This is a genomic window from Acidovorax sp. NCPPB 3576, from assembly GCF_028473605.1.
Taxonomy (GTDB): Bacteria; Pseudomonadota; Gammaproteobacteria; order Burkholderiales; family Burkholderiaceae_C; genus Paracidovorax.
Genome location: NZ_CP097267.1, coordinates 466,476 through 489,673, shown reverse-complemented (window position 1 = coordinate 489,673; position 23,198 = coordinate 466,476). Strand labels below are relative to the sequence as shown.

Annotated in this window: 19 protein-coding genes and 1 pseudogene; 10 read left to right on the top strand and 10 right to left on the bottom strand. The window is 66.9% G+C overall.

The window, feature by feature from the left end; translation table 11 throughout:
- Window positions 1–14 precede the first annotated feature (14 nt).
- Window positions 15–1,301: a flagellar hook-associated protein FlgL gene (gene flgL / locus M5C98_RS02445; protein WP_272550757.1), complete on the top strand. Its 1,287-nt coding sequence runs from the start codon at window positions 15–17 to the stop codon at window positions 1,299–1,301.
- Between the two features lie 31 nt (window positions 1,302–1,332).
- Window positions 1,333–2,583 carry an HDOD domain-containing protein gene (locus M5C98_RS02440; RefSeq protein ID WP_272550756.1) on the top strand — a complete coding sequence of 417 codons (1,251 nt, stop codon included), beginning with the start codon at window positions 1,333–1,335 and terminating at the stop codon, window positions 2,581–2,583.
- A gap of 341 nt (window positions 2,584–2,924) precedes the next feature.
- On the opposite strand, the gene M5C98_RS02435 is transcribed toward M5C98_RS02440, so the two are convergent.
- The 10 genes and pseudogenes from M5C98_RS02435 to M5C98_RS02395 form a co-directional block, all read right to left on the bottom strand.
- The gene (locus tag M5C98_RS02435) at window positions 2,925–3,344 is read right to left on the bottom strand and encodes a hypothetical protein (RefSeq protein WP_272550755.1); all 420 of its coding nucleotides are present in this window, start codon (window positions 3,342–3,344) and stop codon (window positions 2,925–2,927) included.
- A 282-nt stretch (window positions 3,345–3,626) separates the two neighbouring features.
- Window positions 3,627–4,040 (bottom strand): Imm50 family immunity protein, encoded by a 414-nt coding sequence (locus M5C98_RS02430; protein WP_272550754.1) that lies wholly within the window; start codon window positions 4,038–4,040, stop codon window positions 3,627–3,629.
- Window positions 4,034–4,216 (bottom strand): HNH/endonuclease VII fold putative polymorphic toxin, encoded by a 183-nt coding sequence (locus M5C98_RS24740; protein WP_442867270.1) that lies wholly within the window; start codon window positions 4,214–4,216, stop codon window positions 4,034–4,036. Before M5C98_RS24740 ends, M5C98_RS02430 begins: the two co-directional genes overlap by 7 nt.
- A 162-nt stretch (window positions 4,217–4,378) precedes the next feature.
- A pseudogene (locus M5C98_RS02425) lies at window positions 4,379–5,135 on the bottom strand (RHS repeat-associated core domain-containing protein); the annotation flags it as partial.
- 90 nt (window positions 5,136–5,225) lie between these two features.
- The gene (locus tag M5C98_RS02420) at window positions 5,226–5,459 is read right to left on the bottom strand and encodes an RHS repeat domain-containing protein (protein ID WP_272550752.1); all 234 of its coding nucleotides are present in this window, start codon (window positions 5,457–5,459) and stop codon (window positions 5,226–5,228) included.
- Window positions 5,460–5,465: 6 nt separating this feature from the next.
- On the bottom strand, window positions 5,466–5,759 hold the full coding sequence (locus M5C98_RS02415; RefSeq protein ID WP_272550750.1) for a hypothetical protein: 294 nt from the start codon (window positions 5,757–5,759) through the stop codon (window positions 5,466–5,468).
- 52 nt (window positions 5,760–5,811) lie between these two features.
- Complete coding sequence (locus M5C98_RS02410) at window positions 5,812–10,740, bottom strand: RHS repeat-associated core domain-containing protein (protein WP_272550749.1); 4,929 nt, start codon at window positions 10,738–10,740, stop codon at window positions 5,812–5,814.
- A gap of 89 nt (window positions 10,741–10,829) precedes the next feature.
- Window positions 10,830–11,297 carry a DUF1795 domain-containing protein gene (locus tag M5C98_RS02405; RefSeq protein ID WP_272550747.1) on the bottom strand — a complete coding sequence of 156 codons (468 nt, stop codon included), beginning with the start codon at window positions 11,295–11,297 and terminating at the stop codon, window positions 10,830–10,832.
- Between the two features lie 38 nt (window positions 11,298–11,335).
- Entirely contained in the window at window positions 11,336–13,885 is a 2,550-nt protein-coding gene (locus M5C98_RS02400; RefSeq protein WP_272550745.1) for a type VI secretion system Vgr family protein, read from the bottom strand.
- Window positions 13,886–14,101: 216 nt separating this feature from the next.
- A complete protein-coding gene (locus M5C98_RS02395) occupies window positions 14,102–15,574 on the bottom strand; it encodes an aminotransferase-like domain-containing protein (RefSeq protein WP_272550743.1) in 1,473 nt (490 codons plus the stop codon).
- A gap of 123 nt (window positions 15,575–15,697) precedes the next feature.
- On the opposite strand from M5C98_RS02395, the gene M5C98_RS02390 reads away from it, so the two are divergent.
- The 8 genes from M5C98_RS02390 to M5C98_RS02355 all read left to right on the top strand — a co-directional run bounded on the left by M5C98_RS02390 (window position 15,698) and on the right by M5C98_RS02355 (window position 23,056).
- On the top strand, window positions 15,698–16,297 hold the full coding sequence (locus M5C98_RS02390) for a LysE family translocator (protein ID WP_272550742.1): 600 nt from the start codon (window positions 15,698–15,700) through the stop codon (window positions 16,295–16,297).
- Between the two features lie 46 nt (window positions 16,298–16,343).
- Window positions 16,344–17,303, top strand: a complete 960-nt coding sequence (locus M5C98_RS02385; protein ID WP_272550741.1) for a DMT family transporter — start codon at window positions 16,344–16,346, stop codon at window positions 17,301–17,303.
- A 138-nt stretch (window positions 17,304–17,441) separates the two neighbouring features.
- Window positions 17,442–18,632 carry an aminotransferase-like domain-containing protein gene (locus M5C98_RS02380; protein WP_272550740.1) on the top strand — a complete coding sequence of 397 codons (1,191 nt, stop codon included), beginning with the start codon at window positions 17,442–17,444 and terminating at the stop codon, window positions 18,630–18,632.
- 4 nt (window positions 18,633–18,636) lie between these two features.
- Window positions 18,637–19,257, top strand: a complete 621-nt coding sequence (locus M5C98_RS02375) for a glutathione S-transferase family protein (protein WP_272550739.1) — start codon at window positions 18,637–18,639, stop codon at window positions 19,255–19,257.
- Between the two features lie 14 nt (window positions 19,258–19,271).
- Window positions 19,272–20,138 carry a PhzF family phenazine biosynthesis protein gene (locus M5C98_RS02370; RefSeq protein WP_272550738.1) on the top strand — a complete coding sequence of 289 codons (867 nt, stop codon included), beginning with the start codon at window positions 19,272–19,274 and terminating at the stop codon, window positions 20,136–20,138.
- 206 nt (window positions 20,139–20,344) lie between these two features.
- On the top strand, window positions 20,345–21,220 hold the full coding sequence (locus M5C98_RS02365) for a PhzF family phenazine biosynthesis protein (RefSeq protein WP_272550737.1): 876 nt from the start codon (window positions 20,345–20,347) through the stop codon (window positions 21,218–21,220).
- A gap of 35 nt (window positions 21,221–21,255) precedes the next feature.
- Window positions 21,256–21,921: a VOC family protein gene (locus M5C98_RS02360; RefSeq protein WP_272553115.1), complete on the top strand. Its 666-nt coding sequence runs from the start codon at window positions 21,256–21,258 to the stop codon at window positions 21,919–21,921.
- A 169-nt stretch (window positions 21,922–22,090) separates the two neighbouring features.
- Window positions 22,091–23,056, top strand: a complete 966-nt coding sequence (locus M5C98_RS02355) for a threonine dehydratase (protein WP_272553114.1) — start codon at window positions 22,091–22,093, stop codon at window positions 23,054–23,056.
- Window positions 23,057–23,198: the final 142 nt, after the last annotated feature.

The window sequence follows — 23,198 nt, the reverse complement described above, 5'->3', positions numbered from 1 at the left end:
CGCCGGAGAAAGACATGGCCAACTTCTATCGCACCTCCACCGCCAACATGTACGACAACGCCCTGCGCAATCTGGGCAATCGGCAGACGGCGCTGTCCAACCTGCAGGAAAACCTCACCTCCGGCAAGCGCGTGGTGCGCGCCAGCGACGACCCGGTGGCCGCCGCGCAGGCCGAGCGCGCGATGACCCGGCTGTCGCGCGTGCAGACCGACCAGCGCGCGCTGGAGAACCAGCGCAATTCCATCGCCCAGGCCGAATCGACCATGGGCGAAGCCGTGGACCTGGTGCAGGAGGCCCGCCAGCTCATCGTGAGCGCCGGCAACGGATCGCTCACGCCCAACGACCGCAAGACCATCGCCAACCAGCTGCAGGGCCTGCGCGAGCAGCTGTCCTCCATGGTCAACCGCAAGGACAGCAACGGCATGCCGCTGCTGGGCGCCCTGGGCAGCGCGCTCACGCCGTTTCTCGGGCCGCAGTCCGGCAGCCCCGACTACACCTTCTCCGGCCTGCCCGGCCAGGGCTCGGGCACCGACAACTCGCTGCCCCTGTCGCTGGACGGCGAATCGGCCTTCATGTTCGTGCCGCAGCGCGACGGCGCCTACAACGCCGCCGTCACCACCAGCTCGACCGACCACCTGCTGACCACCGACGGCATCAAGCCCACCGACACCAGCCTCATCACGGGCAACAACTACCAGATCGTCTTCAGCGGCGTGGGCCCGGGCGCCACGGCCGGCACCACCACGGCCACGTACACCATCACCAACACCACCACCGGCGTGTCGTCCGCGCCCGTGACGGTGCCCGACTTTCCGTCCGACAAGCCGGTGAGCATCGGCGTGACCGGCATCCCCGGCATGAGCTTCAACATCACCGGCACGCCCGTCAAGAAGGTCGATGGCACCTACAGCCTCTCGCCCGCCAACGGCGACAGCATCTCGCTGCAGCCCAGCGCCAGCATCTTCAGCACGCTGGACAGCGCCATCCGCGACATTGGCAGCGCCACCACCAGCGGCGCTGCATCGCAGGCCGTGGGCCAGGCCCTGAACAACATCGACATCGGCATGGAGCGCATGCACAACATGCGCGGCTACGCGGGCGAATTGCTCAACCGCGCCGACCGCATCACCGGCGACCAGGACAAGCGCGCCGTGCAGCTGGAAGCCGACCGTTCGCGCGCGGAGGATCTCGATATGATCAAGGGCATTTCCGACTTCCAGAACAACCAGGTCGGGTATGAAGCGGCCCTGAAGTCCTATGCCCAGGTGCAAAAGCTGTCTCTCTTCAACTACATCGGCTGAGCCCGCGCGGTAACGGCCGCCTTCGCATCCCATGGTCCAATCCGTTCTTGGCAGCCTCCTCCTCGGTTACCGTCCCCTTTGGAACCAGGCACGGCGCCTCGCCGCCGTGCAGCTCTATGTGCAAAGCGATGGCGCCGCCGTCGTGGATGCGCCCCATCTGCTGCGCACCTTGCAGGAACTGTGGAGCGCCAGCTCGCCCCCCCTGCTGCTGTCCCCGCAAACGCCGCAGTTGCTCACCGACCTGCTCACCCAGGCGCCGCGCGGCGCGCCCTGGATCGAAGTGCGCAACGAATGGCTGGGCGATCCGGCCTTGCTCGCCCTGGTGCAAGCCGCCCACCAGCGCGGCTTGAAACTCGTCTGGCGCGGCGAACTGCACCACCTGCCCGAACCCGCCGTGGCCGGCTGCTTCGACAACAGCCTGCTCACCCTCAGCGCCGCCGACGCCATGGCTGCGCTGAAAACCACCGCAGCTGCCCCCCGCAGTGCCGGAGCGGGCGCCAGCCACAGCGGTGCAGGCCAGCAGCCCAGCCCGGTGCTGGCCGGACAGATGTACGAGAACGTGGCCAGCCGCGCCCTCATGGAACACTGCCTGGACCGGCACAAGGCCCTGGCCCTGGCCGGCTGGCCCGCGGAAGACGTGCTGTACGAACTGCGCCACCAGCCGCCCCAGCCCGGGCACGAAACCGTGCTCAAGCTGATGAAAGCCATCGACGCGGAGCAGTCGCTGGAAGCCTTCGAGCAGATCCTGGGCGAAGACCCGCTGCTCGCCTACCGCTTCATGGTCTATACCAACTCGGCAGCGCTCGGCCTGCGCACCGGCGTGGATTCGCTGCGGCGCGGCCTGGTCATGATGGGCTACGGCTCGCTCAAGCGCTGGCTGTCGGACCAGCTGCCGCACGCCAGCACCGACCCCAACCTGCAGCCCATCCGCGAATCCATGGTGCTGCGCGCCCGCCTGACCGAGCGCCTGCTGGACGCCGGCGTGGAAAACGACCTGCGGCGCGAAATCTACCTGTGCGGCCTGCTCTCGCAGATGGACGACCTGCTGGGCGAACCCCTGGGCGCCATCCTGCGCCGCCTGCCTTTGTCCGAACGCATCTACGACGCCACCGTGCTGCACACCGGGCCGTACGCAGCCAGCCTGGAGATGGCCTGCGCGCTGGAAACGGACAACGGCGCGGCGATCCGCCAGCTGTGCGAGACGCACGAGATGGATCTGGAAGAGGTGAACCGGGGGTTGCTGCGGGTGCTGGCGGATCTGGATGTGAAGCGCGGGGGCTGAGGGCGCCAAGCGTTGGAGATCGCGGTCGGGGCATGGCGTTGGGCCCCGTGGTTCGTAAAAGCGGTAGCGGGACGATCACTGTTCCGCTGGCAGTACGCGGCGGAGCCTCGCGAAGTGCCTTCCGGTCGCTCCTGTTTGGCTTGGGCTCGTGCGCAGCGACGCGGGGACTTTTCTGACGCCTTGATCGAAGGCCGCATGGCCAGGGCTCCTGCGCCGATTCCCTGTTTTGATATTCTCTCAGCAGCTTTGGGTTTTCCCGCGGATTTTTCGCTACCCGCCAGTAAAACCAGCTCTGTGAATCGATAGCCAGATCGCGCCGATGGCTGCAGAACCAGATGCATTCAGGCTCTAAAAACTGACAAATTCCCGAACATATGGTCGAGAGATAGAAAGTCAGTGATTTTTTCAAAATCATCGAAGCTTGGCGGCAAGGGCAAGCCAATTCCTTCAATTCCGTCAACGACGACACAACCGCCAAATGCAATCTGCTTTTTGGTTTTAGCGATTACGTCGGAGACAGTCATCCCGACCCACAATATTCCTTTGTAGTTGCCAGGAAATCGATCACCGCACATCACAGAGTGAACAATACCTGATGGCGTGTAGCCAATCGAAATCAAACCACCCTCGAAAACCGCAATCTCATCAAATATTTCTATTTCGTATTTTTCTGAAAACCTCTCAAAAACAGAGTCAATTGTTTCACCAATCAATACCCCTCCCAAAGACGCCCCGGGAATAATATCTGAGTTTAATAACATATTTTTTGCACTCCAAACATACCCGAATTTTATTTCTCAATAGCACTGCTTAATGCAATAAAAAACACCTCCAATCCTCAAAATATTCTTAATTTTTTATTTTAAACATTTCTTTCAAGCTAACACCCGCAAAATCATCAGATATTTCATAAGTCAGCCCACTCAAAGCCTCGTGAAAGGATATATTAGATTAAAAAACTCCACCCGACGATAACAACATGAATTCCCTGATCTTCTTCTCCACAAGATCCATAGAAAACGACCGGGGCCTGCGTGTCCGCATCAAATAGCGCTATCTTTATAAGCACTTATGGCATTGACCATTAAAAAATCTGCCTTTATGAAAATCTCGAATTCATCACCGCCTCCTTGCAAATTTATATGCGCGCCGTCTTTATCAAGATTTATATTAAATTTTCCATTTGATTTAATTCCAGATATCTTTAAATCGCAGACAGATACCAATAAAAAAACAACTTGAACTTTATTAGCGCCAGCAGCTAACCATTTTTTAGGCGGCCGAACTGGAAATTCCGGCAAATCAAATCTCAGCGAAACTCTAGGACCATCATGATGAATAATCAATTCATGAATCTCCAAGTTCTCGAGGCCAGGGATTTTTTCTCCATATATAGCTCTGATCGCCCCAGCCCCATCCGCAAGCATCTCCAACCAATTTTCTGTGATGTTTACCATGAATAATGGTCCTTTGTTCCCGGCACCGAACCTGTGCGGGTTTTCTCAGGCGGCCTCACATTAAAATGCGGCCCTTGATCTCCAACGCCACCTTGACCAAATTGATGTCCTGCAGAATGATCTTGAATAACTACCTTAGTCCCATCTGGACGGGTATATGTATACTCACGGGTCATAAGTGGCTTACCATCAGATCTTAAAATTGCTTTCCCATTACGGTCTGTCATGGGCACTTTATTGACAGCATCCGGATGCTGAGAACGAGGAATACCTAAATCACGCTTTGCCTCATTAAGTGCAGCATTTCTTCCACGAGGAGTCTCCGCATTTTTATCGCACCATCCCCATGGATCAATCCAAGTAATCGGATTAGGTGCATAGCTGTGTAGATTCGCCTCCCGCCAACCCAATCGGATCAGGCGTCGTAAATGCCCCCAGATCCGGGTCGTAATACCGGAACGTGTTGTAGTGCAGCCCCGTTTCCCGGTCCAGGTACTGACCCTGCATCCTCAAGTTCTGCGGCGCCGCTGCCGTCTGCTGACTCGCCCGCGCCCAGCTTTCGGCAACCGGCGCCCCGACCGGGCGGCCCACGGCATCAAACGCCTGCCACTCTTCCGCCACCGCACTGCCCCAGGCCCGGTATTGCGCACGCCAGACCAGGTTGCCGTTTCGGTCCGACATCTCTTCCGGCAAGCCATTGCCCTGGGTATGGAAGTAATAAATCCGGGCGCCTGGCGGCGCTGACCGGGCGCTTACTTCTTCAACCCTCGGCGTTGGCGTGCTGTTTTCCATCACGGCCGGTTGCGCCGAATGGGCTTTGTCCATGACCGCCCGCATGCGCGCCAATCCACCCACCGGCCCAGCGACCGCGTGGTGGGCATCCGCCCACTCGCCATTCGTCGTCGGCACGGAGTTTTCCTTGCCCCGCGCGGTGTCCACATCGCCCAGGGCCAGCGCCGCCGCTGGGTGTTCCGCCTCCAGCGCGCCATGGCCGTCAATGCGCGCCAGGGGCGTGTAGCTGCCCGGCTCATAGACGTAGCTGCTGGTCTGGCCCCCTCTGCGCTCTTGCAGCAGCCGCAGGCCTCCCCACACGAATGTGATCTCGCCGAACGCGTCGGCCTTGGCGATGCGCCGGCCCAGCGCGTCGTAGCGGTAGCGAAAGACCTGGCTCACCGGCTCACCGGCTCACCGGCTCACCGGCTCGCCGTTCTTGCCCGCACGCACTACGGCCGCCTGGGTCATGCGGTGCTGGGCGTCGTAGCGAAAGTGCTGCTCGGTGTGCGCGCCGATGCGCTTTCTCACCAGCCTGCCGAAGCCGTCGTAGTCGAAGCGTTTGTCCTGCAGCACCTTCACCCGGTTGTTGCGCACCCAGCCACAGCCGGCGCGGCCCACTACACTCCAGGCTATATAAAAGCCCATTTTCCTTCAATTACCTCCATAAACCTCGTCAGGAAATATTAAAAAAGCTTTTGCTATTGATTCAAGCCCTTCCCTGTTCCAGGCAGATATACCTATTTCCTTTGAAAATTCCTGAATCCAAGTGGAAAAATCAAGAAAAAATTGCTTATCACCTTCCCCCACTTCAAAATATGTTCCCGCATTATAAGACTCTAAAAGAGTCTCCAATATATTGCAAAATGCCAGGATATCACCCTTGAGCACACCAAAAGGAACAGCCATTAATTCCAAAATGAATCCTTTCATCTGGGCAAGATTCATAATAGTTGGAGCCTCATTCAGTCGATTAGCAATTTTCTCTAGCATAATTTAATTAATAAGGTGATCCATCCAATGGGATGTGGGACTCATTGATTTGGCTATTACTCCGCCCTTGACTTTGCACCTTACCCCCTGTGGACAAAGTGCTCTGCTGAGAACCAAAATTGCCTCCTGTGGGCCGCGAAGTAATGGAAGCCGTTGGCCCCTGTGACGCATTACTGCCCGCAGGCGCATTGGGATTCGATCCGTGCCCATGGATTGAGTAATCAACACCTCCAGAAGAGGTCTTATATTTAAATCCTCCTGAAGGAAATTGCGGAGAAGCTTGCCACTGATCGGGAATGCCTCCCTGAGCAGCCCATTTATTTACATCTCCGTGATTCAATTTTCCATTGACAACCAATTCAGAAGGATCTACTGGACGATTAGTAAATCGTCCAGTCTCTGCGTCGCGCCACCTATTTGCCTTACTGTCAAAAGTGCAACTCCAACCCCATGGGTCAACCCAGCTGACAGGATTAGGTGCATACCCGTGCAGGTTGAGCCCCCCCGCCAACCCAATCGGATCAGGCGTCGTAAACGCCCCCAAATCAGGGTCGTAATACCGGAACGTGTTGTAGTGCAGCCCCGTTTCCCGATCCAGGTACTGCCCTTGCATCCTCAAGTTCTGCGGCGCCGCTGCCGTCTGCTGACTTGCCCGCGCCCAGCTTTCGGCAACCGGCGCCCCGACCGGGCGGCCCACGGTATCGAACGCCTGCCACTCTTCCGCCACCGCGCTGCCCCAGGCCCGGTATTGCGCCCGCCACACCAGATTGCCGTTGCGGTCCGATAGCTCCTCCGGCAGGCCATTGGCCTGGGTGTGGAAGTAGTAGATGCGTGCCCGCCCGGATTCCACCTGGGCCGGCGCCGGATCGGCGGGAACGGGCTGGTCGGCGGCCCGGCGCTCTGGCTCCTGCTGCGCCGCCAGCATGCGCGCTAACCCACCCACCGGCCCAGCGACCGCGTGGTGCGCATCCGCCCACTCGCCATTGGTCGTCGGCACGGAGTTTTCCTTGCCCCGCGCGGTGTCCACATCGCCCAGGGCCAGCGCGGACGCGGGGTGTTCCGGCTCCAGCGCGCCCTGGCCGTCGATGCGTGCCAGGGGCGTGTAGCTGCCCGGCTCGTAGACGTAGCTGCTGCATTGCCCGCCCCGGCGCTCCTGCAGCAGGCGCAGGCCTTCCCACGTGAAGGTGGTTTCGCCGAAGGCGTCGGCCTTGGCGATGCGCCGGCCCAGCGCGTCGTAGCGGTAGCGGAAGACCTGGCTCACCGGCTCGCCGTTTTGGCCCGCGCGCACCACGGCCGCCTGGGTCATGCGGTGCTGCGCGTCGTAGCGAAAGTGCTGCTCGGTGTGCGCGCCGATGCGCTTTCTCACCAGCCGGCCGAAGCCGTCGTAGTCGAAGCGTTTGTCCTGCAGCACCTTCACCCGGTTGTTGCGCACCCAGCCCCGGCCGGCGCTGTCCATCGCCTGGGCCCGGTCGGCGACGCGGTTGCCGGCCGGGTCGTAGTGGAAGACTTCGTTCAGCACGGCGGCGGCGCCTTCGCCCGCCGCGCCCTGGCCGGAAGGCGCCAGGGCGGACGGCAGGCCGGCGTGCACCGCCGAGAGCAGCCGGCCGACCGGGTCGTAGCGGTATTCGGTCTCGCCATGGCGGCTGTGCCGCGCCCGCGCCAGTTCGCCCGCGCTGTCGTATTCCCACTGCTTGAGCAGGCTGTCGGTGGCGGCGGGGCGCTGCAGGCGTTGGGCCCAGGCGGCGCTTTGGCCGGCAGCGCGGCCGGGGGCCCATGCGCCGGTCACCCGCAGGGCGGCGGACTGGGTCCACTGCGCGCTGCGCCGCCCCAGGGCGTCGTAGGCGTAGCGGCTGGCCAGGCGGCCCTGGGTGCGCAGCACTTCCCGGTGCAGGTCGTCGCGCTCGATGTCGGCCACGACCACGCCGTCCAGATGGATCTGGTGCAGGTGGCCGCTGCCGTAGTAGAGGTGGTGCAGCGTGCGCCCATCGGGCAGGCCCGTCTCGGTGCGGTTGCCCAGGGCATCGTGGGCATGGCGCAGCTCGGTGCGCTCGCCGGTGGCGGCGTCGGTGGCAGCCTCCTTCACCACATCGCCCAGGGCGTTGTAGGCGTACTCCAGCGTGTGGACAGGGGCCTGCGTCTCAGCGTCCAGCATCTGCGCGCGCACCAGCCGGTGCAGCGGGTCGTAGGCAAAGCGCTGCAGCAGGGCGCCGCCCGGCGCGCCCTCGCCGGAGGGAAGGATCTGCTTTTCCTGCAGGCGCCCGAGCGCATCGCGCCGGTAGAGCGTGCGGATGGGCGAGGCCGGCACATGCCCGGCAATGCCCTGCAGGCGCACGTCGTCCTCGCCCGGGTGCTCCACCAAGGCCACCACGCGGCCGGCGGGGTCGTAGTCGAGGGCGTGGCGGCTGCCATCGGGACGGCGCTCTTCCAGCAGGCGGTCGGCGGTGTCGTAGGCGAACTCGTAGCTGGCGTGGTTCTCGTTGACCAGCGTGGCCAGGCGGTGCGCTGCGTCGTAGCCCAGGTGGATGGCGCGCCCGTTCGGGGCCTGCAGGGTCAGCAGCTGGCCGTGCAGGTTGTACTGGTAGCGGGTCGCGCGCTGGCTCGAATCGCTGGTGGAGGCCAGTCGGCCGGCCGCGTCGTAGGCGTAGTTCTGCACGCTGCCATCGGGGTGCTGCACGCTCAGCAGGCGGCCCAGCGGGTCGTGGATGTACTGGGTGGCCTGGCCCAGGGCATCGGTGCGCACCCGCAGGTGGCCGCTGGCGTCGTATTCGAAGCGGGTGGTCTTGCCCGAGCAGTCGGTATGGCTGGCCAGCAGGGCCTGCGGCGTCCATCGCCATTGCTGGCGGCCTCCATTGGCATCGGTGGTGAGCACGGGCAGGCCGCGCGCGTCGTACACGGTGGCCTCCCGGTAGCGGGCAGCGGCCGGAGTGCCCGAAGGGTTTGCATCCGGCGCAAGGGACGCATCCGGCGCATCCTGCGCCAGGGGCGGGCCCAGCACTTCGGTGCAGTTGCCGCGTTCGTCGTATTCGTAGTGCCAGCGCGAGCCGTCCACGGCCGTCGTGGCGCGGATGCGCTGCAAGCGTTCGTGCCAGTCGATGCGCGCGCTCTGGCCCAGCGGGTCGGTGGCGTGCACGAGGTTGCCCAGGCGGTCGTAGTCGAAGGTGTAGCGGCTGCCATCCGCCCGCGTCCAGGCCCGCAGTTGCCACTGGCCGTTCCATTCCATGCGCTGGATGTGGCCCAGGGGGTCTTCGTAGCGGGTGACGTTCTGGTCAGCGTCATGATCGAAGAGCTGCACGCGCCCCAGGTGGTCGGTGACGCGCGTGCGGCGGTCGCCGTCGGCTTCGCCGGGCAGGTCGTATTCAAACGTCCAGCTGGTGGCAGGCAGGCCGCCACCCGCATCGTCGAGCCAGTGGCGCAGCACACGGCCCTGCGGGCCCGGCCGGTCCCACTGGTAGTGGGCGACCAGGCCGCTTTCGAAGGTCTGGGCCACCATGGCGTGCTCCGCCCATGCGAAGCGGCGCACGGTGCGGCCGGTGCGATCGGTCACCTGGACCAGGTCGCCTTCGGTGCTGTAGCGGTATTCGACCAGGGTGCCGGGCGGCCCGCCCGCGGTGAGGTCGATGCGCAACAGGCGCGGCCCGCTCCCGGCCACCGCGTCCGGGGTGTAGTGCAGCGCCAGCCGGTGGCCGCTGGTGTCGGTGATGTGGCGCACCAGGCCCTGGGCGTCGCGGTGGTAATCGATGGCGTTGTGGTTCAGGTCGGCCCATTGCCGCAGGGACAGGCGCTCGCCCTCGGCCTGGCTCTGGCGGGCCCCGAAGGTGTACACCCAGCCGACCGAAGGCATGCCGATGTAGTACACGCCGCCTTCGCTGCGGCTCAGCTGCAGGCCTTCGGGCACGCTGAACATCTGCCCGCCCGGGGGCAGGTCGTCGAACGGAATGTCGCGCCCCTGCTCGTCGATGTAATGCGCCTTGCCGTCCTGGAACACCAGCTCCACGCTGAACGGCAGGCTCCAGCCGGTCCCCAGCACCCCCGTGCGTGCATCGGTGGAGGCATAGGTGCGCTGCCACACGATGGGCAAGGCGCCGCTCAGCGCGAAGTCGGTGTCGTCGTCGCCCAGCAGCACCTTGGCCCCGGTGACGGCGTGGACGGGCTTGCCCTGCAGCAGGTTGCCCAGGGCCGTGCCGGCGCTGTTGCCCGCGCCCTTCGCAGCGCCCTGCCCGCCATCGAAGGAGGGCATGACCTCGCCCAGCACCTTGGCGCCGACCACACCCATGCCCACGGCAATGCCGAAGCACTTGATGCCGGCTTTCAGGGCGCCCGCGGCCCCGCCCAGGATGCCGGCCCAGAACCGGGCCTTGGCCGCCAGTTCGCGGTCGGAGTCCGGGATTTCCTGCGCCCGGAAATTGGCCACGGGCACGGACTCGCCGCCGAAGTTGACGTCCTCCGAGCCCTTGCTGATCTTGGCCTCGCAATCCACGTAGTCGCCCTCGCGGCCGGCGCGGAAGGTGTCGATGAAGACGTTCTCGCTGCCGAAGTTGACGAGGCTGGGCGGCATGCTGTGCTTGTCGCACATGGCCACGTCCAGCCCGGCGCGGATGGCGGGAAGCTTGTTGATGAAGACCGTCGCCGACCCCGTCGCGGTGAGCTCGCCGCAATCGGAGCTGAAACTTCGCCCCAGCGCCTCCCCGAACGACTGGAAGAAGTCGCCCACCAGGCTGAACATGTGGCTCACCACCAGCGTGCCCACGAACACGGCCGCGCCGATCAGAAAGCCCGCCAGGGTGCCGAGCCCCGGGCAGGCGATGGTGCCCACGGCCGCGCCGATCGCCACCGCCGCCCCGAACTCGATCGCCACCGCCGTGGCCGCCCCCGCCGCATGGCCCTCGCGGGCATAGGTGTGGGCGATGGGATCGTGCAGGCGGGCGGCTTTGGGCATGGAACGCGGAAGGGAGGTACGCCGGTGGGCGGGTTTTTAAAAGGCCGTGCGGTCTGTCGCGATGGCGGCGTGGAGCCTTGGGGCGTGCCTTACTGCGGCCGCACGCGCACACTTTGCAGGATGGACGCCCACTGCGCTTCGTGGTGCGGCTTCCAGGGCGCCGCATGGGTGCCCGTGAGCACCAGCGCCTTGCGCTCGGGCAGCTCGATCAGCACGATGCGCTGGTACAGGGTGTGGCCTTGCTTGCTGTACGAGACCGATGCGCCCACGGCGTTGGGGGCGTCGGATTCGCTGGCGGGCTGCGCGCCGCCGGTGCCGTGCAGCGGCAGGCGCGCCCGGCTCATGTCGAGCTGCTTATAGCTCTTGCCCACGGTGGACAGCGCACGCAGCTGCTCCTGCAGCAGCGCCTCGATCCCGCTGCCTTCGTCGAAGTAGTCGCGGGTGACGACCACGTTGAACGGCAGCGCCGGGTCGCCGAAGATGAGCACGTTCACGCTGCGGTCGATGAAGCCGTCGGAGGGCAGCTCGAAGGCCGCCTCCTGGATGTGGTATTGCATGGATGGATTCCTAGGCTGCTGCCGGCGATGCCGGTGGATCAGCAGTTCATGTTGATGGGCTTGCCGAACTCGTCGAGGCTTTCCGTGAAGCGCAGCAGGCCCTTGCGCACGCCGACGATCTCGATGTCGCCGTCTTTGGTGAGCTTGATGTACGCCTTGCCCTTGCCGCACACCAGGGTGATGCTATCGGCCGCCTCCAGGCGGATGTGCTGTCCGGCATCAACCAGGACCGAATCCTGCGTGGCCTTGATGTTGACGTTCTCGTGGCCCAGCACGCTCGCATCGAGCGTCTTGGACGCCATGGTGATGTTCTGGTGGGCCGTGAGGTTCATGTGGCCGGCCTGCGCCTCGGACGCGACGTCGCCCTGGGTCACGGTATTGCGCTGCCCGCCCTCGGACACGTGGGTGAGCATGCCGCCCTTGGCCAGCTGGGTGAGCTGCGCGCCGCTCGATACCGTGATGTGCTGCGTGGCGTGCATCGACGCGCTCTGCCCCGAGCTGATCACGATGGGCTTGGGGCTGATCATCGAATGCCCCTCGGGGCTGACGATGGACACGATGGGTTTCGTGATGTCCTTGGACAGCTCGCGCAGCGCCTGCGACTGGGGCATGGCCGGGTCGGTATTGGTCGGCATGCTGACCTCGGGCCCGCCCCCTCCACCGCCGTCCCCGCCGGCATCGGCAAAGGCGGCGACGGCCGCGGCGGCCTTCGCCAGCGACGACGCCCCGGCCTGGCCGCCGACCATGGAGGCGACCCCGGCGCCCAGGGCCATCATGTGCGAGGTCTTGAGGCCGTTGATGGCGCCGATGGCCGAGTCCATGGCCTTCACGGCGCTTCCGGCCTCTTTCATCAGCGCCGCGGTGCCGGCCAGCCCGCTGCCCAGCTGATCGAACCCATCCGGATTGTTGCTCGCCACCTTGGAGGTGAAGTCCTGCGGGTACGTGGTGATCAGCAGCCCCTTGTCCGCCCGGATCGACCCCCACAGGTCCGTGCGCAGCTCGAACCCGTACCCGCGCTGCGAGCCGCTGCCCTGGTGCATCAGGTACCCCATGTTCAGGTACGTGTTGCCGTAGGTGTTGGACAGCTCCAGGTGCTCGATGCCCTTCTTGTCCTCAAAGCGCAGCATGCTCGCCCCGCCCCCGCCCTTGCTCCAGTTGGTGAGCGTGCCCGACTGCGTCTTGTTGTCCGGCAGCTTCCACGGCGGCATCTGGATGCCGTTGTACACCCGCCCGGTGATGATGGGGTAGTCCGGATCGCCGTTCAGAAAGTCCACGATGACTTCCTGCCCGATGCGCGGGATGTGGATGCTGCCGTAGTTCAGCCCCGCCCACGGGTGCGACACCCGCACCCAGCAGCTGGAGTTCTCGTCCATCGCCCCGATGCGGTCCCAGTGGAACTGCACCTTCACCCGCCCGTACTGGTCGGTCCAGATCTCCTCGCCCGGCGGGCCCACCACCACCGCGGTCTGCGGCCCGGTGGTCTTGGGTTTGGGGGTGGTGCGCGCCGGCGTGTAGGGCAGGCTGGTGGGCTGGGCCTGCAGGGTGAACTTCTGGAACGAGCCCTCTTCCTGCGGCGTGCCCTTGGGGCCGGGCGCCACGGCGCTGACCTGGGGGTTTTCCTTGAAGTGGTATTCCAGCCCGGTCAGCAGGTATTGCTGGTTCTGGTCCTCGCGAGGGTGGTTCTCCAGCGTGAAGGTGTAGCCGGGGGCGAGCGCCCGGTGGCGCGATTCGCCCCGCACGGTGCTGTGCCCGGTCAGGCTCGACTGCAGCCGCGAGCGCGCGTAGGCCTCGCCGTCGCCGAACTCGGTGTACCCGCCCGGCCATTCGTAGATCTCGTGGCTGTCGTGCGCATGCCCCGGCGGGGTCTGGCGCATGTTGGACAGGTCGGCCTTGGGTTTCTTGAAGTCGTAGTCGTCGTTGTAGTGCCGCCCGGGCTTGATCTCCTGCGCCAGTTGCCAGGCGTGGATGTTTTCCTTGTCGGCGACGGCGGCCTTCTCGGGCGGGTAGAACGGGATGACGGCAGCGCCAGCGAGCGGGCTGTGCGAGGCGACGATGTCGTCGGCCAGGGTGAGCACGTGCTGGCCGGCGCTGTGCTCGTGGAAGTAGTAGATGCCCTCGTGCTCCATGAGGCGCGAGACGAAGGCGCAGTCGGTCTCGTTGTACTGCACGCAGTAGTCCCAGGTGCGGTAGCTCTGGGTGAGCTTGCGCTGCAGCGGGTAGCCGTATTTGCCCAGCACCTCTTCGATGATGTCGGGCACGGTCTTGTTCTGGAAGATCTTGAAGTCGCTTTGCCGCGTGGCCAGCCACAGCCAGGGGCTCAGGCGGGCCTTGTAGGTGTAGAAGCGGTGGTCCTGGCCCTGCAGCCCGAAGCGCGTGACGATGCCGTCCAGATAGCGCGTGCCGCCCCCTTCGGTCTCCACCACGATGGTGGCGCTCTTACCCAGCAGGGCCTTGGGGTCGATGGATTTGCTCTCGCTCAGCAGGTCCACGTCCAAAGAAAACAGCTCGCTCAGCGCTTCTTTGCCCTGCAGCTGGCGAAACTGCAACTGCTCGCCCAGGGGCGTCTGGATGGTGACTCGGCGTGTCATGGGTGCAGCGGCCGCAAAGGGCCGTTGGGTCGGATTGGAATGGGCCGAATGATAGTGCGCGGCTGAGCGCATCCCACCCCCCGGAAATCCCCCCACCAGCGGGAAAATGCCTCTAGATGTAACCAATTGCGGCCGTTTCTGCCGCAACTCGCACGAAATCACACAGACGGAGGGCCCGTTTTGGAGGGCGGGGGGAGCGCCCCGCCCCTCCCGGAGTCACCCCCGCGCGCCGCCGGCCAGGGCCGCCGCCTGCTGCTGGAACACGCGCCAGAACGCCGCGTCCTGCGTGGTGGTGAAGTTGATGCGCATGAGCGTGCACGGCTGGCGGCTGGCGTGGAACAGCGCGCCTGGCGCGAGCAGGTAGCCCTCGTCCAGCATGCGCTGGGCCAGCACATCGGTGTCCACGCCCGTCTCGACCCAGCCGAACATGCCGGCCGGCTCGGCCGCGAAGGTGCAGCCGGCCTCCAGCGCCAGCTGCACGCTGCGCGCGCGGGCCTGGGCCAGCCGCTGGCGCATGCGGTCGCTGTGGCGGCGCAGCATGCCCTGCTCGATGCACAAGGCCATGGCTTTTTCCAGCAGCGAGGGCGTGGTCAGCGTGGACAGCAGCTTGGTGTCCAGCAGCGGCTCCACCAAGTCGGGGGGCGCAGCCAGGTAGCCGATGCGCCAGTTGGGCGCGAGGATCTTGGCGAAGCCGCTCACGTAGATGGTGCGCGCCAGGCCGTCCAGCACCGTGAGGCGCGTGGCGTGCTCGGGGGCGATGTGGCTGTAGGTGTCGTCTTCGACGATGTGAAAGCCGTGCCGTCCGGCCAGCTGTAGCACCTGGTGCGCGCTGCCCGGCGTGAGGCAGTAGCCAGTGGGGTTGTGGAACACGCTCACGCTCACGAACAGCTTGGGGGCGTGCACCTCGCAATAGCGCTCCATCACCGCGAGGTCGGGGCCCTGGGCGCCGCGCGGCACCGGCAGGATGCGCATGCCCAGCGCATCGAGCCGCGCGAACTCCACCGACCAGCCGGGCTCCTCCACCATGACGGTATCGCCCGCCTTGAGCAGGGTGCGGCTCACGATGTCCAGCGCGTGCGTGGCGCCCATGGTGGTGATGATCTGGCTGGCCTGCGCGGGCACGCCGAAGCCCTGCAGGCGCCGGGCCAGCACCTCGCGCAAGGTGGGCTCGCCCATGGGGTCGCCGTACTGCAGCGAGCTGTCCTGCAGTGCCCGGCCGCTGGCAACCTTGCGCACCGCCGCGCCCATGAAGGTGTTCTCCAGCCAGTCGCGGGGGAACACGCCGGCCCCCGGCTGCGGGTGGCTGGAGGCCTGGTGGAACATGCCCCGGATCAGCGCCGTGGCGTTGACGCACGAGCCCGAAGGCAGGGGCGACAGCACGGGGGACGATTTGCGGTCGTTTGCTACTTTTTCTATAGCAGAATGCCCTAGTGGAATATGCCCTTCAGGCATTTTCTGTGCAATATCTCGCACATAGAAGCCCCGCTGGCTGCGGGCCTCCACCAGCCCTTGTGCGAGGAGCTGGTCGTAGGCGGCCACCACCGTGTACGCGCTCACGCCCTGCAGCCGCGCGCATTCGCGCACGGAAGGCAGCCGCGCGCCGGCGGGCAGCAGCCGGGCCCGGATACGCTCGGCGAAGCGCTCAGCCAGTTGTTCGGTCAGGGATCGGCGGGCGGTGCGTGTCAGCATGGAGGGCTCCTTCACTGTGCTGATGCAAACACCAATACAGATCATGAAATTGTCGAAATAACTGTATTGCAACTGTAATGGACTCTGCTCCTACATTGGAGCCACAAACCCCTCAAAGTCCCCATGCCCTTCGTCGAATTCACCGCCCTGCTGGCCCTGGCCACCGCCATGAGTTTCAGCCCCGGCCCCAACACCACGCTGGCCACGGCGATCGCCGCCAACCGCGGCCTGCGCCACGCGATGCGCTTCGTCTGGGCGGTGCCCGTGGGCTGGAGCGCTCTGCTGCTGGTGTGCGCGGGCGGCGTCGGCGCACTGGTGATGGCAGTGCCGGCGGTGCGCCTGGGCATCAAGGTGCTGGGCATCGGCTACCTGCTGTGGCTGGCCTTCAAGCTGAGCCGCAGCGCCCAGCTGGGCCAGGCCCAGGCCGGGCGCATGGACGTGGGCTTCTGGCAGGGCGCGGCGATGCAGTTCGTCAACATCAAGGCCTGGCTGCTGGCGCTGACCATCGTGGCCGGCTGGATCGCCGGGCGCGACGATGCCCTGGCGCGGCTGGGCGTGGTGCTGCCGGTGATGGTGGTGTTCGCGTTCTCCAGCAACCTGCTGTATGCCGCCACGGGCGCGCTGCTGCGCCACTGGCTCGCCCAGGGCACGCGGCTGCTGTGGTTCAACCGCGCCATGGCGCTGGTGCTGGTGATCACGGCCGCCTGGATGGTGAACGCATGACCGTCCCCCGCTGCCGCAGCACCCTTTCTTTCACCGGACTCCGCCCATGACGCACCCCGCCACCTTGCCGGGCGCCCCCGGCGCCTCCACGGCCCCGGCCACCGGCCGGCAGTCGCCCGAAACCCGCGGCCTGCTGTGGGGCCTGCTGGGCGTGGCCATCTTCGCCTTCACCCTGCCCATGACGCGGCTGGCCGTGGGCACGCCCGAGGCGCCGCAGATGTCCGGCGTCTTCATGGCCATGGGCCGGGCGGCGATCGCGGGAGTGCTGTCGGCGCTGCTGCTGTGGGCGCGCCGCGCGCCCTGGCCGCGGCCCGAGGAATGGCGGCCGCTGGCCTTCACCGCGCTGGGCGTGGTGTTCGGATTTCCGCTGCTCACCTCGCTGGCCATGCGCGACGTGGGCGCGGTGCATGCCAGCGTGATCATCGGCATGCTGCCCCTGGCCACGGCTGGCGTGGGTGCGCTGCTGCACCGCCAGCGCCCGTCGCCGCGCTTTTGGCTGTGCGCCCTGCTGGGCACGGCGATGGTGGTGGCGTTCGCGGTGCTGCGCTCGGGCAGCGCCGGCCTTTCGCTGCACCCGGCCGACCTGCTGCTGTTCGCGGCCGTGCTGTGCGCCGCCGTGGGCTACGGCTACGGCGCGCGGCTGTCGCAGCGCATGCCCTCGGGCTTTGTGATTTGCTGGGCCCTGGTCATCTCGCTGCCCGCCACGCTGCCGCTGGGCGCCTGGTCGTGGCCCACGGCGCCCATGCCGGCATCGGCCTGGGGCGCGCTGGCCTATGTGTCGGTGTTCTCGATGTGGCTCGGCTTCTTTGCGTGGTATCGGGGCCTGGCGCTCGGCGGCACGGTGCGCGTGAGCCAGGTGCAGCTGGTGCAGCCGTTCCTGGGCATGCTGTTTTCGGTGCCGCTGCTGGGCGAATCGCTCGATGCGGTCAGCCTGGGCTTCGGCGTCGCCGTGATGGCCACGGTGGTCGTCGGCCGCCGGGCGCCCGTACGCAAAGCCCCTGCATGAACCCCCAACCCGCCGCGATGCGCGGTTAAGCTCTTTCCCCGGCGGGCCCACCCGCATGCCCGCCACCTGCCGCACAACGGCTTCCTCAACGACGACCCCGGCGCCCCGGAGAACAAGCGCCCCCTGGAGATGCATTCAATGACGAACTGGACCCTGGCCGCACGCGCCGCAAAGATGAACCCTTCGGTGATCCGCGAGATCCTGAAGGTGACCGAGAAGCCCGGCATCATCAGCCTGGCGGGCGGACTGCCTTCCCCCAAGACCTTCCCCATCGACGACTTCGCCAAGGCCTGCAGCGCCGTGCTGTCGCAAGACGGCCAGGCCGCCCTGCAGTACGCCGCGAGCGAGGGCTACCAGCCGCTGCGCCAGGCGGTCGCCGACTTCCTGCCGTGGGACGTGAGCGTCGAGCAGGTGCTGATCACCACCGGCTCGCAGCAGGGCCTGGACCTCGTGGCCAAGGTGCTGATCGACGCCGGCAGCCGCATCCTGGTGGAAACGCCCACCTACCTGGGCGCGATCCAGGCCTTCGCGCCCATGGAGCCAGAAGTGGTGAGCGTGGCCAGCGACGACGAAGGCGTGCAGATCGACGACCTCGCAGCCAAAACCGGCAGCGGCGCGGACAAGGCCCGCTTCCTGTACGTGCTGCCCAATTTCCAGAACCCCACCGGCCGCACCATGAGCGAGGAGCGCCGCGCCGCCCTGGTGGCGAAAGCGGCCGAGCTGAACCTGCCGCTGATCGAGGACAACCCCTACGGCGACCTGTGGTTCGACCAGCCCCCGCCTGCGCCGCTGACCGCGCGCAACCCGGAAGGCTGCATCTACCTGGGCTCGTTCTCCAAGGTGCTGGCGCCCGGCCTGCGCCTGGGATTCATCGTGGCGCCCAAGGCCGTGTTCCCCAAGCTGCTGCAGGCCAAGCAGGCGGCCGACCTGCACAGCCCGGGCTTCAACCAGCGCATGGTGCACGAGGTCATGAAGGACGGCTTCCTGGGCCGCCATGTGCCCACCATCCGCGCGCTGTACAAGCAGCAGCGCGACGCCATGCTGGAGGCGCTCACGCGCGAGATGGCCGGCCTGGACGTGCACTGGAACAAGCCCGACGGCGGCATGTTCCTGTGGGTGCGCCTGCCCGAAGGCATGAGCGCCATCGACCTGCTGCCCGAGGCCGTGGACCGCAACGTGGCCTTCGTGCCGGGCGCGGCCTTCTATGCCGACAACGCCGACCAGCGCACGCTGCGCCTGTCGTTCGTGACGGCCAGCGCCGCGCAGATCAACACCGGCGTGGGCGCGCTGGCCGCAGCCATTCGGGCGCGCGTCGCCCAGAAGGCATAAAAGCATGCTGCGGCTCTGGGGACGGATGTCGTCCATCAACGTGCGCAAGGTCGTGTGGACCGTGCAGGAGCTGGGCCTGGAGCTGCAGCGCACCGACGCGGGCGGGCAGTTCGGCATCGTGTGCGAGCCGCAGTTCCTCGCGCTCAACCCCAACGGCATGGTGCCGCTGATCGAGGACGACGGCTTCACGCTGTGGGAGTCGAACGCCATCGTGCGCTACCTGTGCGCCAAGCACGCCAGCGGCACCCTCTACCCCGAGGACCTGCGCACGCGCTTCGTGGCCGAGCAGTGGATGGACTGGCAGCAGACCACGCTGAACCCCGCGGGGCGCGATGCGTTCCTGCAGTGGGTGCGCACGCCCGAGGCGCAGCGCGACCGGGCCGCCATCGCCCGGTCGGTGGCGGCCACCGAGCCCCTCATGGACCGGCTGGATGCGCACCTGGCGCAGCAGCCTTGCCTGGCGGGCGAGCGATTCACCATGGCCGACATCGTGGTGGGCTGCGAAATCCACCGCTGGTGGGGCCTGCCGCACGAGCGCGCTGCGCGCACCCACCTCGATGCCTGGTACCAGGGCCTGCTGGCGCGCCCCGGCGCGCGCGGCGTGATCGACCAGCCGCTGGCCTGACACCGGTTCCCGCCATGCGCCAGCGCTCTTTCAAGCAGATCGACGTGTTCAGCCACCGCCCGGGCGACGGCAACCCGCTGGCCGTCGTGCTGGATGCCGAGGGCCTGGACGATGCCGACATGCGCCGCTTCGCCGCGTGGACCAACCTGTCGGAAACCAGCTTCCTTCTGCCGCCCACCGAGGCCGGCCGCGCCGCGGGGGCCGACTACCGCGTGCGCATCTTCACGCCCCGCCGGGGCGAGCTGCCGTTTGCCGGGCACCCCACGCTCGGCACCTGCCATGCCTGGCTGGAGGCCGGCCACACGCCGCGCGATGCCGGCATGGTGGTGCAGGAGTCGGCCGGCGGGCTGGTGCGCATCCAGCGCAGCGGCGACCGGCTGGCGTTCGCCGCGCCGCCGCTGCGCCGCAGCGATGCCAGCCCCGCGCTGGTGCCGCTGATCGCCGGGGCGCTGGGCATCCGGACCCAGCAGATCGAGGCCGCGCAACTGCTGGACAACGGCCCGCGCTGGCTGGGCCTGGTGCTTGACAGCGCCGAGACGGTGCACGGCCTGCGGCCCGACCATGCCCGCCTCAAAGACCTGGGCCAGGATGTCGGCGTGATCCACGTCGGCACCCATGCCGCCGACACCACGCAGCCCGGCGTGGTGGTGCGCGCCTTCGCCGCGCCCATGGGCAACCCGGAGGACCCGGTCACGGGCAGCCTGAACGCGAGCTTTGCGCAGTGGCTCATCGCCGAAGGCCGCGCGCCGCGCAGCTACCTCGTGGCCCAGGGCGAGAGCCTCGGCCGGGCCGGCCGCGTGCACATCACTCAGGACGCAGAGGGCCAGGTCTGGGTCGGAGGCTGCAGCCTCACCTGCATCGAAGGCACTGCCCGCCTATGACCTGCGCCCCGCCCGCCACCGCACCGCCGCGCGAGATCCCCACCGGCTGACGCGCCGCCCCTGGGGTCTCGAATCGCCCGGTGCCGCCCGCGCCGCGCCGCCGCATGGGCGCGTGGCCGGGCCCCGCCCTGTCCGTTTTCGCTCTTTTCTCTTTCGCCTTCGGCCCACCCGCCGCCCTTTTCATCCCTCGCAAAGAAGCCCACACCATGCGCCAACGCCCTTTCAAACAAGTCGATGTGTTCACCCAGCAGCCCTACCTGGGCAACCCCCTGGCCGTGGTGCTCGACGGCTCGGACCTTTCCACCGCGCAGATGCAGCACTTCACCAACTGGACCAACCTGTCCGAGGCCACGTTCCTGCTGCCGCCCACCGACGCCGGCCGCGCGGCGGGTGCCGACTACCGCGTGCGCATCTTCTGCCCCGGCCGCGAGCTGCCGTTCGCGGGGCACCCCACGCTGGGCAGTTGCCACGCCTGGCTGGAGGCGGGCGGCCAGCCGCGCAGCGATGGCCAGGTGGTGCAGGAATGCGCGCTGGGCCTGATCACGCTGCGCCGCGATGGCGACCGGCTGGCCTTCGCCGCGCCGCCGCTGCTCAAGAGCGGGCCGCTGGCCGAAGAGGACGTGGCCCTGATCGCGCGCGGCCTGCGCATCGAGCGCAGCGACATCGTGGCGCATGCCTGGTGCGACAACGGCCCGAACTGGCGCGGCGTGATGCTCGCCAGCGCCGAGCAGGTGCTGGCCCTGCAGCCCGACAGCGCCATCCTCGGCCAGCTCGACATCGGCGTGGTGGGCCCGCACGGCAAGGTGGGCGTGATCGGCGCGCATGCCGACGAGGGCATCGCCTTCGAGGTGCGCGCCTTCTTCCCGGGCAACAACGGCCTGGCCGAAGACCCGGTGACAGGCAGCCTGAACGCCGCCCTGGCGCAGTGGCTCATCGGCGCGCACCTGGCGCCGCCCAGCTACGTCGCCAGCCAGGGCACGGCCATGGGCCGCGCCGGGCGCGTGCACGTGCACCAGGACGGCGAGCGCATCTGGGTCGGCGGCGGATCGGTCACCTGCGTGAACGGCGAGGTGCTGCTGTGAACCTGCCCGACACCGGCATCGACCACCTGGTGGTGATGGCGGACCGCCTGGACCACGGCGTGGACTGGTGCCGCCGCACGCTGGGCGTGGTGCCGGCCATGGGGGGCGAACACCCGCTCATGGGCACGCACAACCGACTGCTCAACCTGAGCGGTCCGGCGCACCCGCGCACCTACCTGGAAATCATCGCCATCAACCCCGCCGCCCCCGGGCCAGCGGCGGGCACGCGGCGCTGGTTCGACATGGACGACCCCGCGCTGCAGGCCCGCGTGGCGCGCGACGGCCCGCAGCTCATCCACTGGGTGGCCTCGGTCCGCGACGTGGCCACCGCCCATGCGGCACTGGCCGCGCGCGGGCTGGACCGCGGCGAGGTCGCCACCGCCAGCCGGCCCACGCCGCTCGGACTGCTGCAGTGGCAGATCACGCTGCGGCCGGACGGCCAGCGCCTGCTGGGCGGCTGCCTGCCCACGCTGATCCAGTGGGGCGAGCGCCATCCCTGCTACAGCCTGCCCGCCGCCAGCGGCGTGCAGTTGCAGTCGCTGCGGCTGGAACACCCCGAGGCCACGGCGCTGGCCAGCGCCTGCGCCGCCCTCGGACTGGGCACGCAGGTGACCGTCTCGCCCGGTGCCGCGCCGCGCCTGCAGGCCGTGCTGACCACGCCCCGCGGCCCCGTCACCCTCCAATCGCAGGAAGCCCCTTGATGCGGCCCGCCATCCTCGAAGACCTCCTGCCGTTCGCGCTCCGCCCCCCGTTCCGAAAGAAAGCCTTCGCATGAACGCCCCCTTTGCATCCACCCTGGCATCCACCCCGGCGAACGCGCAGAACCCTCCCGGCACCATGGCCAGCGCCGGCCCGCGTGCCGCAGCCGCCATGGACGCCCTGTCGGCGCTCCCCACGCTCGCCGACATCGAAGCCGCCGCCCAGGTGGTGTACGCGGACTTCCCCGCCACGCCCCAGTACCGCTGGGCACTGCTGAGCGAGCGCCTGGGCACCGAGTGCTGGCTCAAGCACGAGAACCACACGCCCGTGGGCGCGTTCAAGATCCGCGGCGGGCTCACGTACTTCGACCAGCTCGCCCGGCGCGGCGCCCTGCCGCGCGAGGTGGTCAGCGCCACGCGCGGCAACCACGGCCAGAGCATGGGCTGGGCCGCGCGCCGCCACGGCGTGGCCTGCACCATCGTCGTGCCGCGCGGCAACTCGGTGGAAAAGAACGCCGCCATGCGCGCCCTGGGCGTCACCCTGATCGAGCATGGCGACGACTTCCAGGAAGCGCGCGAACACGCCATCCAACTGGCGGCCGACCGCGGCGCGCACATGGTCCCCAGCTTCCATGCCGACCTGCTGCGCGGCGTGGCCACGTACTGGTGGGAATTCCTGCGCGCGGTGCCGCAGTTGGCGGTCGCCTACGTGCCCATCGGCCAGGGGTCGGGCGCCTGCTCGGCCATCGCGGCCAAGCGCGCGCTGGGCCACGGCGTGCGCATCGTCGGCGTGGTCAGCGCCCACGCCACCACGTATGCCGACTCCATCGCCGCCGGCCGCGTGGTCGAGGCGCCCGTCACCACGCAGCTGGCCGACGGCATGGCCTGCCGCGTGGCGGACTCGGCCGCGCTCGCCATCCTGGCCCCGCACCTGGACCACGTGGTGCAAGTGACCGACGCCGAAGTGGCCGCCGCCATGCGAGCCCTGTTCACCGACACGCACAACGTCGCCGAAGGCGCGGGCGCCGCCGCGTTCGCCGCCGCGATGCAAGAGCGCGATTCGCTGGCGGGCCTGGCCGTGGGGCTGGCGCTCACCGGCGGCAACGTGGATGCGGCGATGTTCGCCGGCGTGCTGTGAAGCATGCGCCCCTCCAATCACCGGACAACACGAATTGGAGGGGTATGAATATGGTCAAAAATTCAAAAAAATAGCCTCCAAACCAATAAAAACGGCGGCATATCGCTATTAAAAAATAGCAATTGCTTTTGGGCCGCTATGC

Bases quoted from the DNA above. Each gene is read 5' to 3' on its own strand.
- M5C98_RS02355 (WP_272553114.1), top strand. From the start codon at position 22,091: ATGGACGCCCTGTCGGCGCTCCCCACGCTCGCCGACATCGAAGCCGCC.
- M5C98_RS02415 (WP_272550750.1), bottom strand. From the start codon at position 5,759: ATGAATCTTGCCCAGATGAAAGGATTCATTTTGGAATTAATGGCTGTT.
- M5C98_RS02385 (WP_272550741.1), top strand. From the start codon at position 16,344: ATGACGCACCCCGCCACCTTGCCGGGCGCCCCCGGCGCCTCCACGGCC.
- M5C98_RS02430 (WP_272550754.1), bottom strand. From the start codon at position 4,040: ATGGTAAACATCACAGAAAATTGGTTGGAGATGCTTGCGGATGGGGCT.
- M5C98_RS02440 (WP_272550756.1), top strand. From the start codon at position 1,333: ATGGTCCAATCCGTTCTTGGCAGCCTCCTCCTCGGTTACCGTCCCCTT.
- M5C98_RS02395 (WP_272550743.1), bottom strand. From the start codon at position 15,574: ATGCTGACACGCACCGCCCGCCGATCCCTGACCGAACAACTGGCTGAG.
- M5C98_RS02375 (WP_272550739.1), top strand. From the start codon at position 18,637: ATGCTGCGGCTCTGGGGACGGATGTCGTCCATCAACGTGCGCAAGGTC.
- M5C98_RS02420 (WP_272550752.1), bottom strand. From the start codon at position 5,459: ATGGGCTTTTATATAGCCTGGAGTGTAGTGGGCCGCGCCGGCTGTGGC.
- M5C98_RS02370 (WP_272550738.1), top strand. From the start codon at position 19,272: ATGCGCCAGCGCTCTTTCAAGCAGATCGACGTGTTCAGCCACCGCCCG.
- M5C98_RS24740 (WP_442867270.1), bottom strand. From the start codon at position 4,216: ATGACCCGTGAGTATACATATACCCGTCCAGATGGGACTAAGGTAGTT.
- M5C98_RS02365 (WP_272550737.1), top strand. From the start codon at position 20,345: ATGCGCCAACGCCCTTTCAAACAAGTCGATGTGTTCACCCAGCAGCCC.
- M5C98_RS02400 (WP_272550745.1), bottom strand. From the start codon at position 13,885: ATGACACGCCGAGTCACCATCCAGACGCCCCTGGGCGAGCAGTTGCAG.
- M5C98_RS02435 (WP_272550755.1), bottom strand. From the start codon at position 3,344: ATGTTATTAAACTCAGATATTATTCCCGGGGCGTCTTTGGGAGGGGTA.
- M5C98_RS02410 (WP_272550749.1), bottom strand. From the start codon at position 10,740: ATGCCCAAAGCCGCCCGCCTGCACGATCCCATCGCCCACACCTATGCC.
- M5C98_RS02405 (WP_272550747.1), bottom strand. From the start codon at position 11,297: ATGCAATACCACATCCAGGAGGCGGCCTTCGAGCTGCCCTCCGACGGC.
- M5C98_RS02360 (WP_272553115.1), top strand. From the start codon at position 21,256: ATGGCGGACCGCCTGGACCACGGCGTGGACTGGTGCCGCCGCACGCTG.
- M5C98_RS02390 (WP_272550742.1), top strand. From the start codon at position 15,698: ATGCCCTTCGTCGAATTCACCGCCCTGCTGGCCCTGGCCACCGCCATG.
- M5C98_RS02380 (WP_272550740.1), top strand. From the start codon at position 17,442: ATGACGAACTGGACCCTGGCCGCACGCGCCGCAAAGATGAACCCTTCG.
- flgL (WP_272550757.1), top strand. From the start codon at position 15: ATGGCCAACTTCTATCGCACCTCCACCGCCAACATGTACGACAACGCC.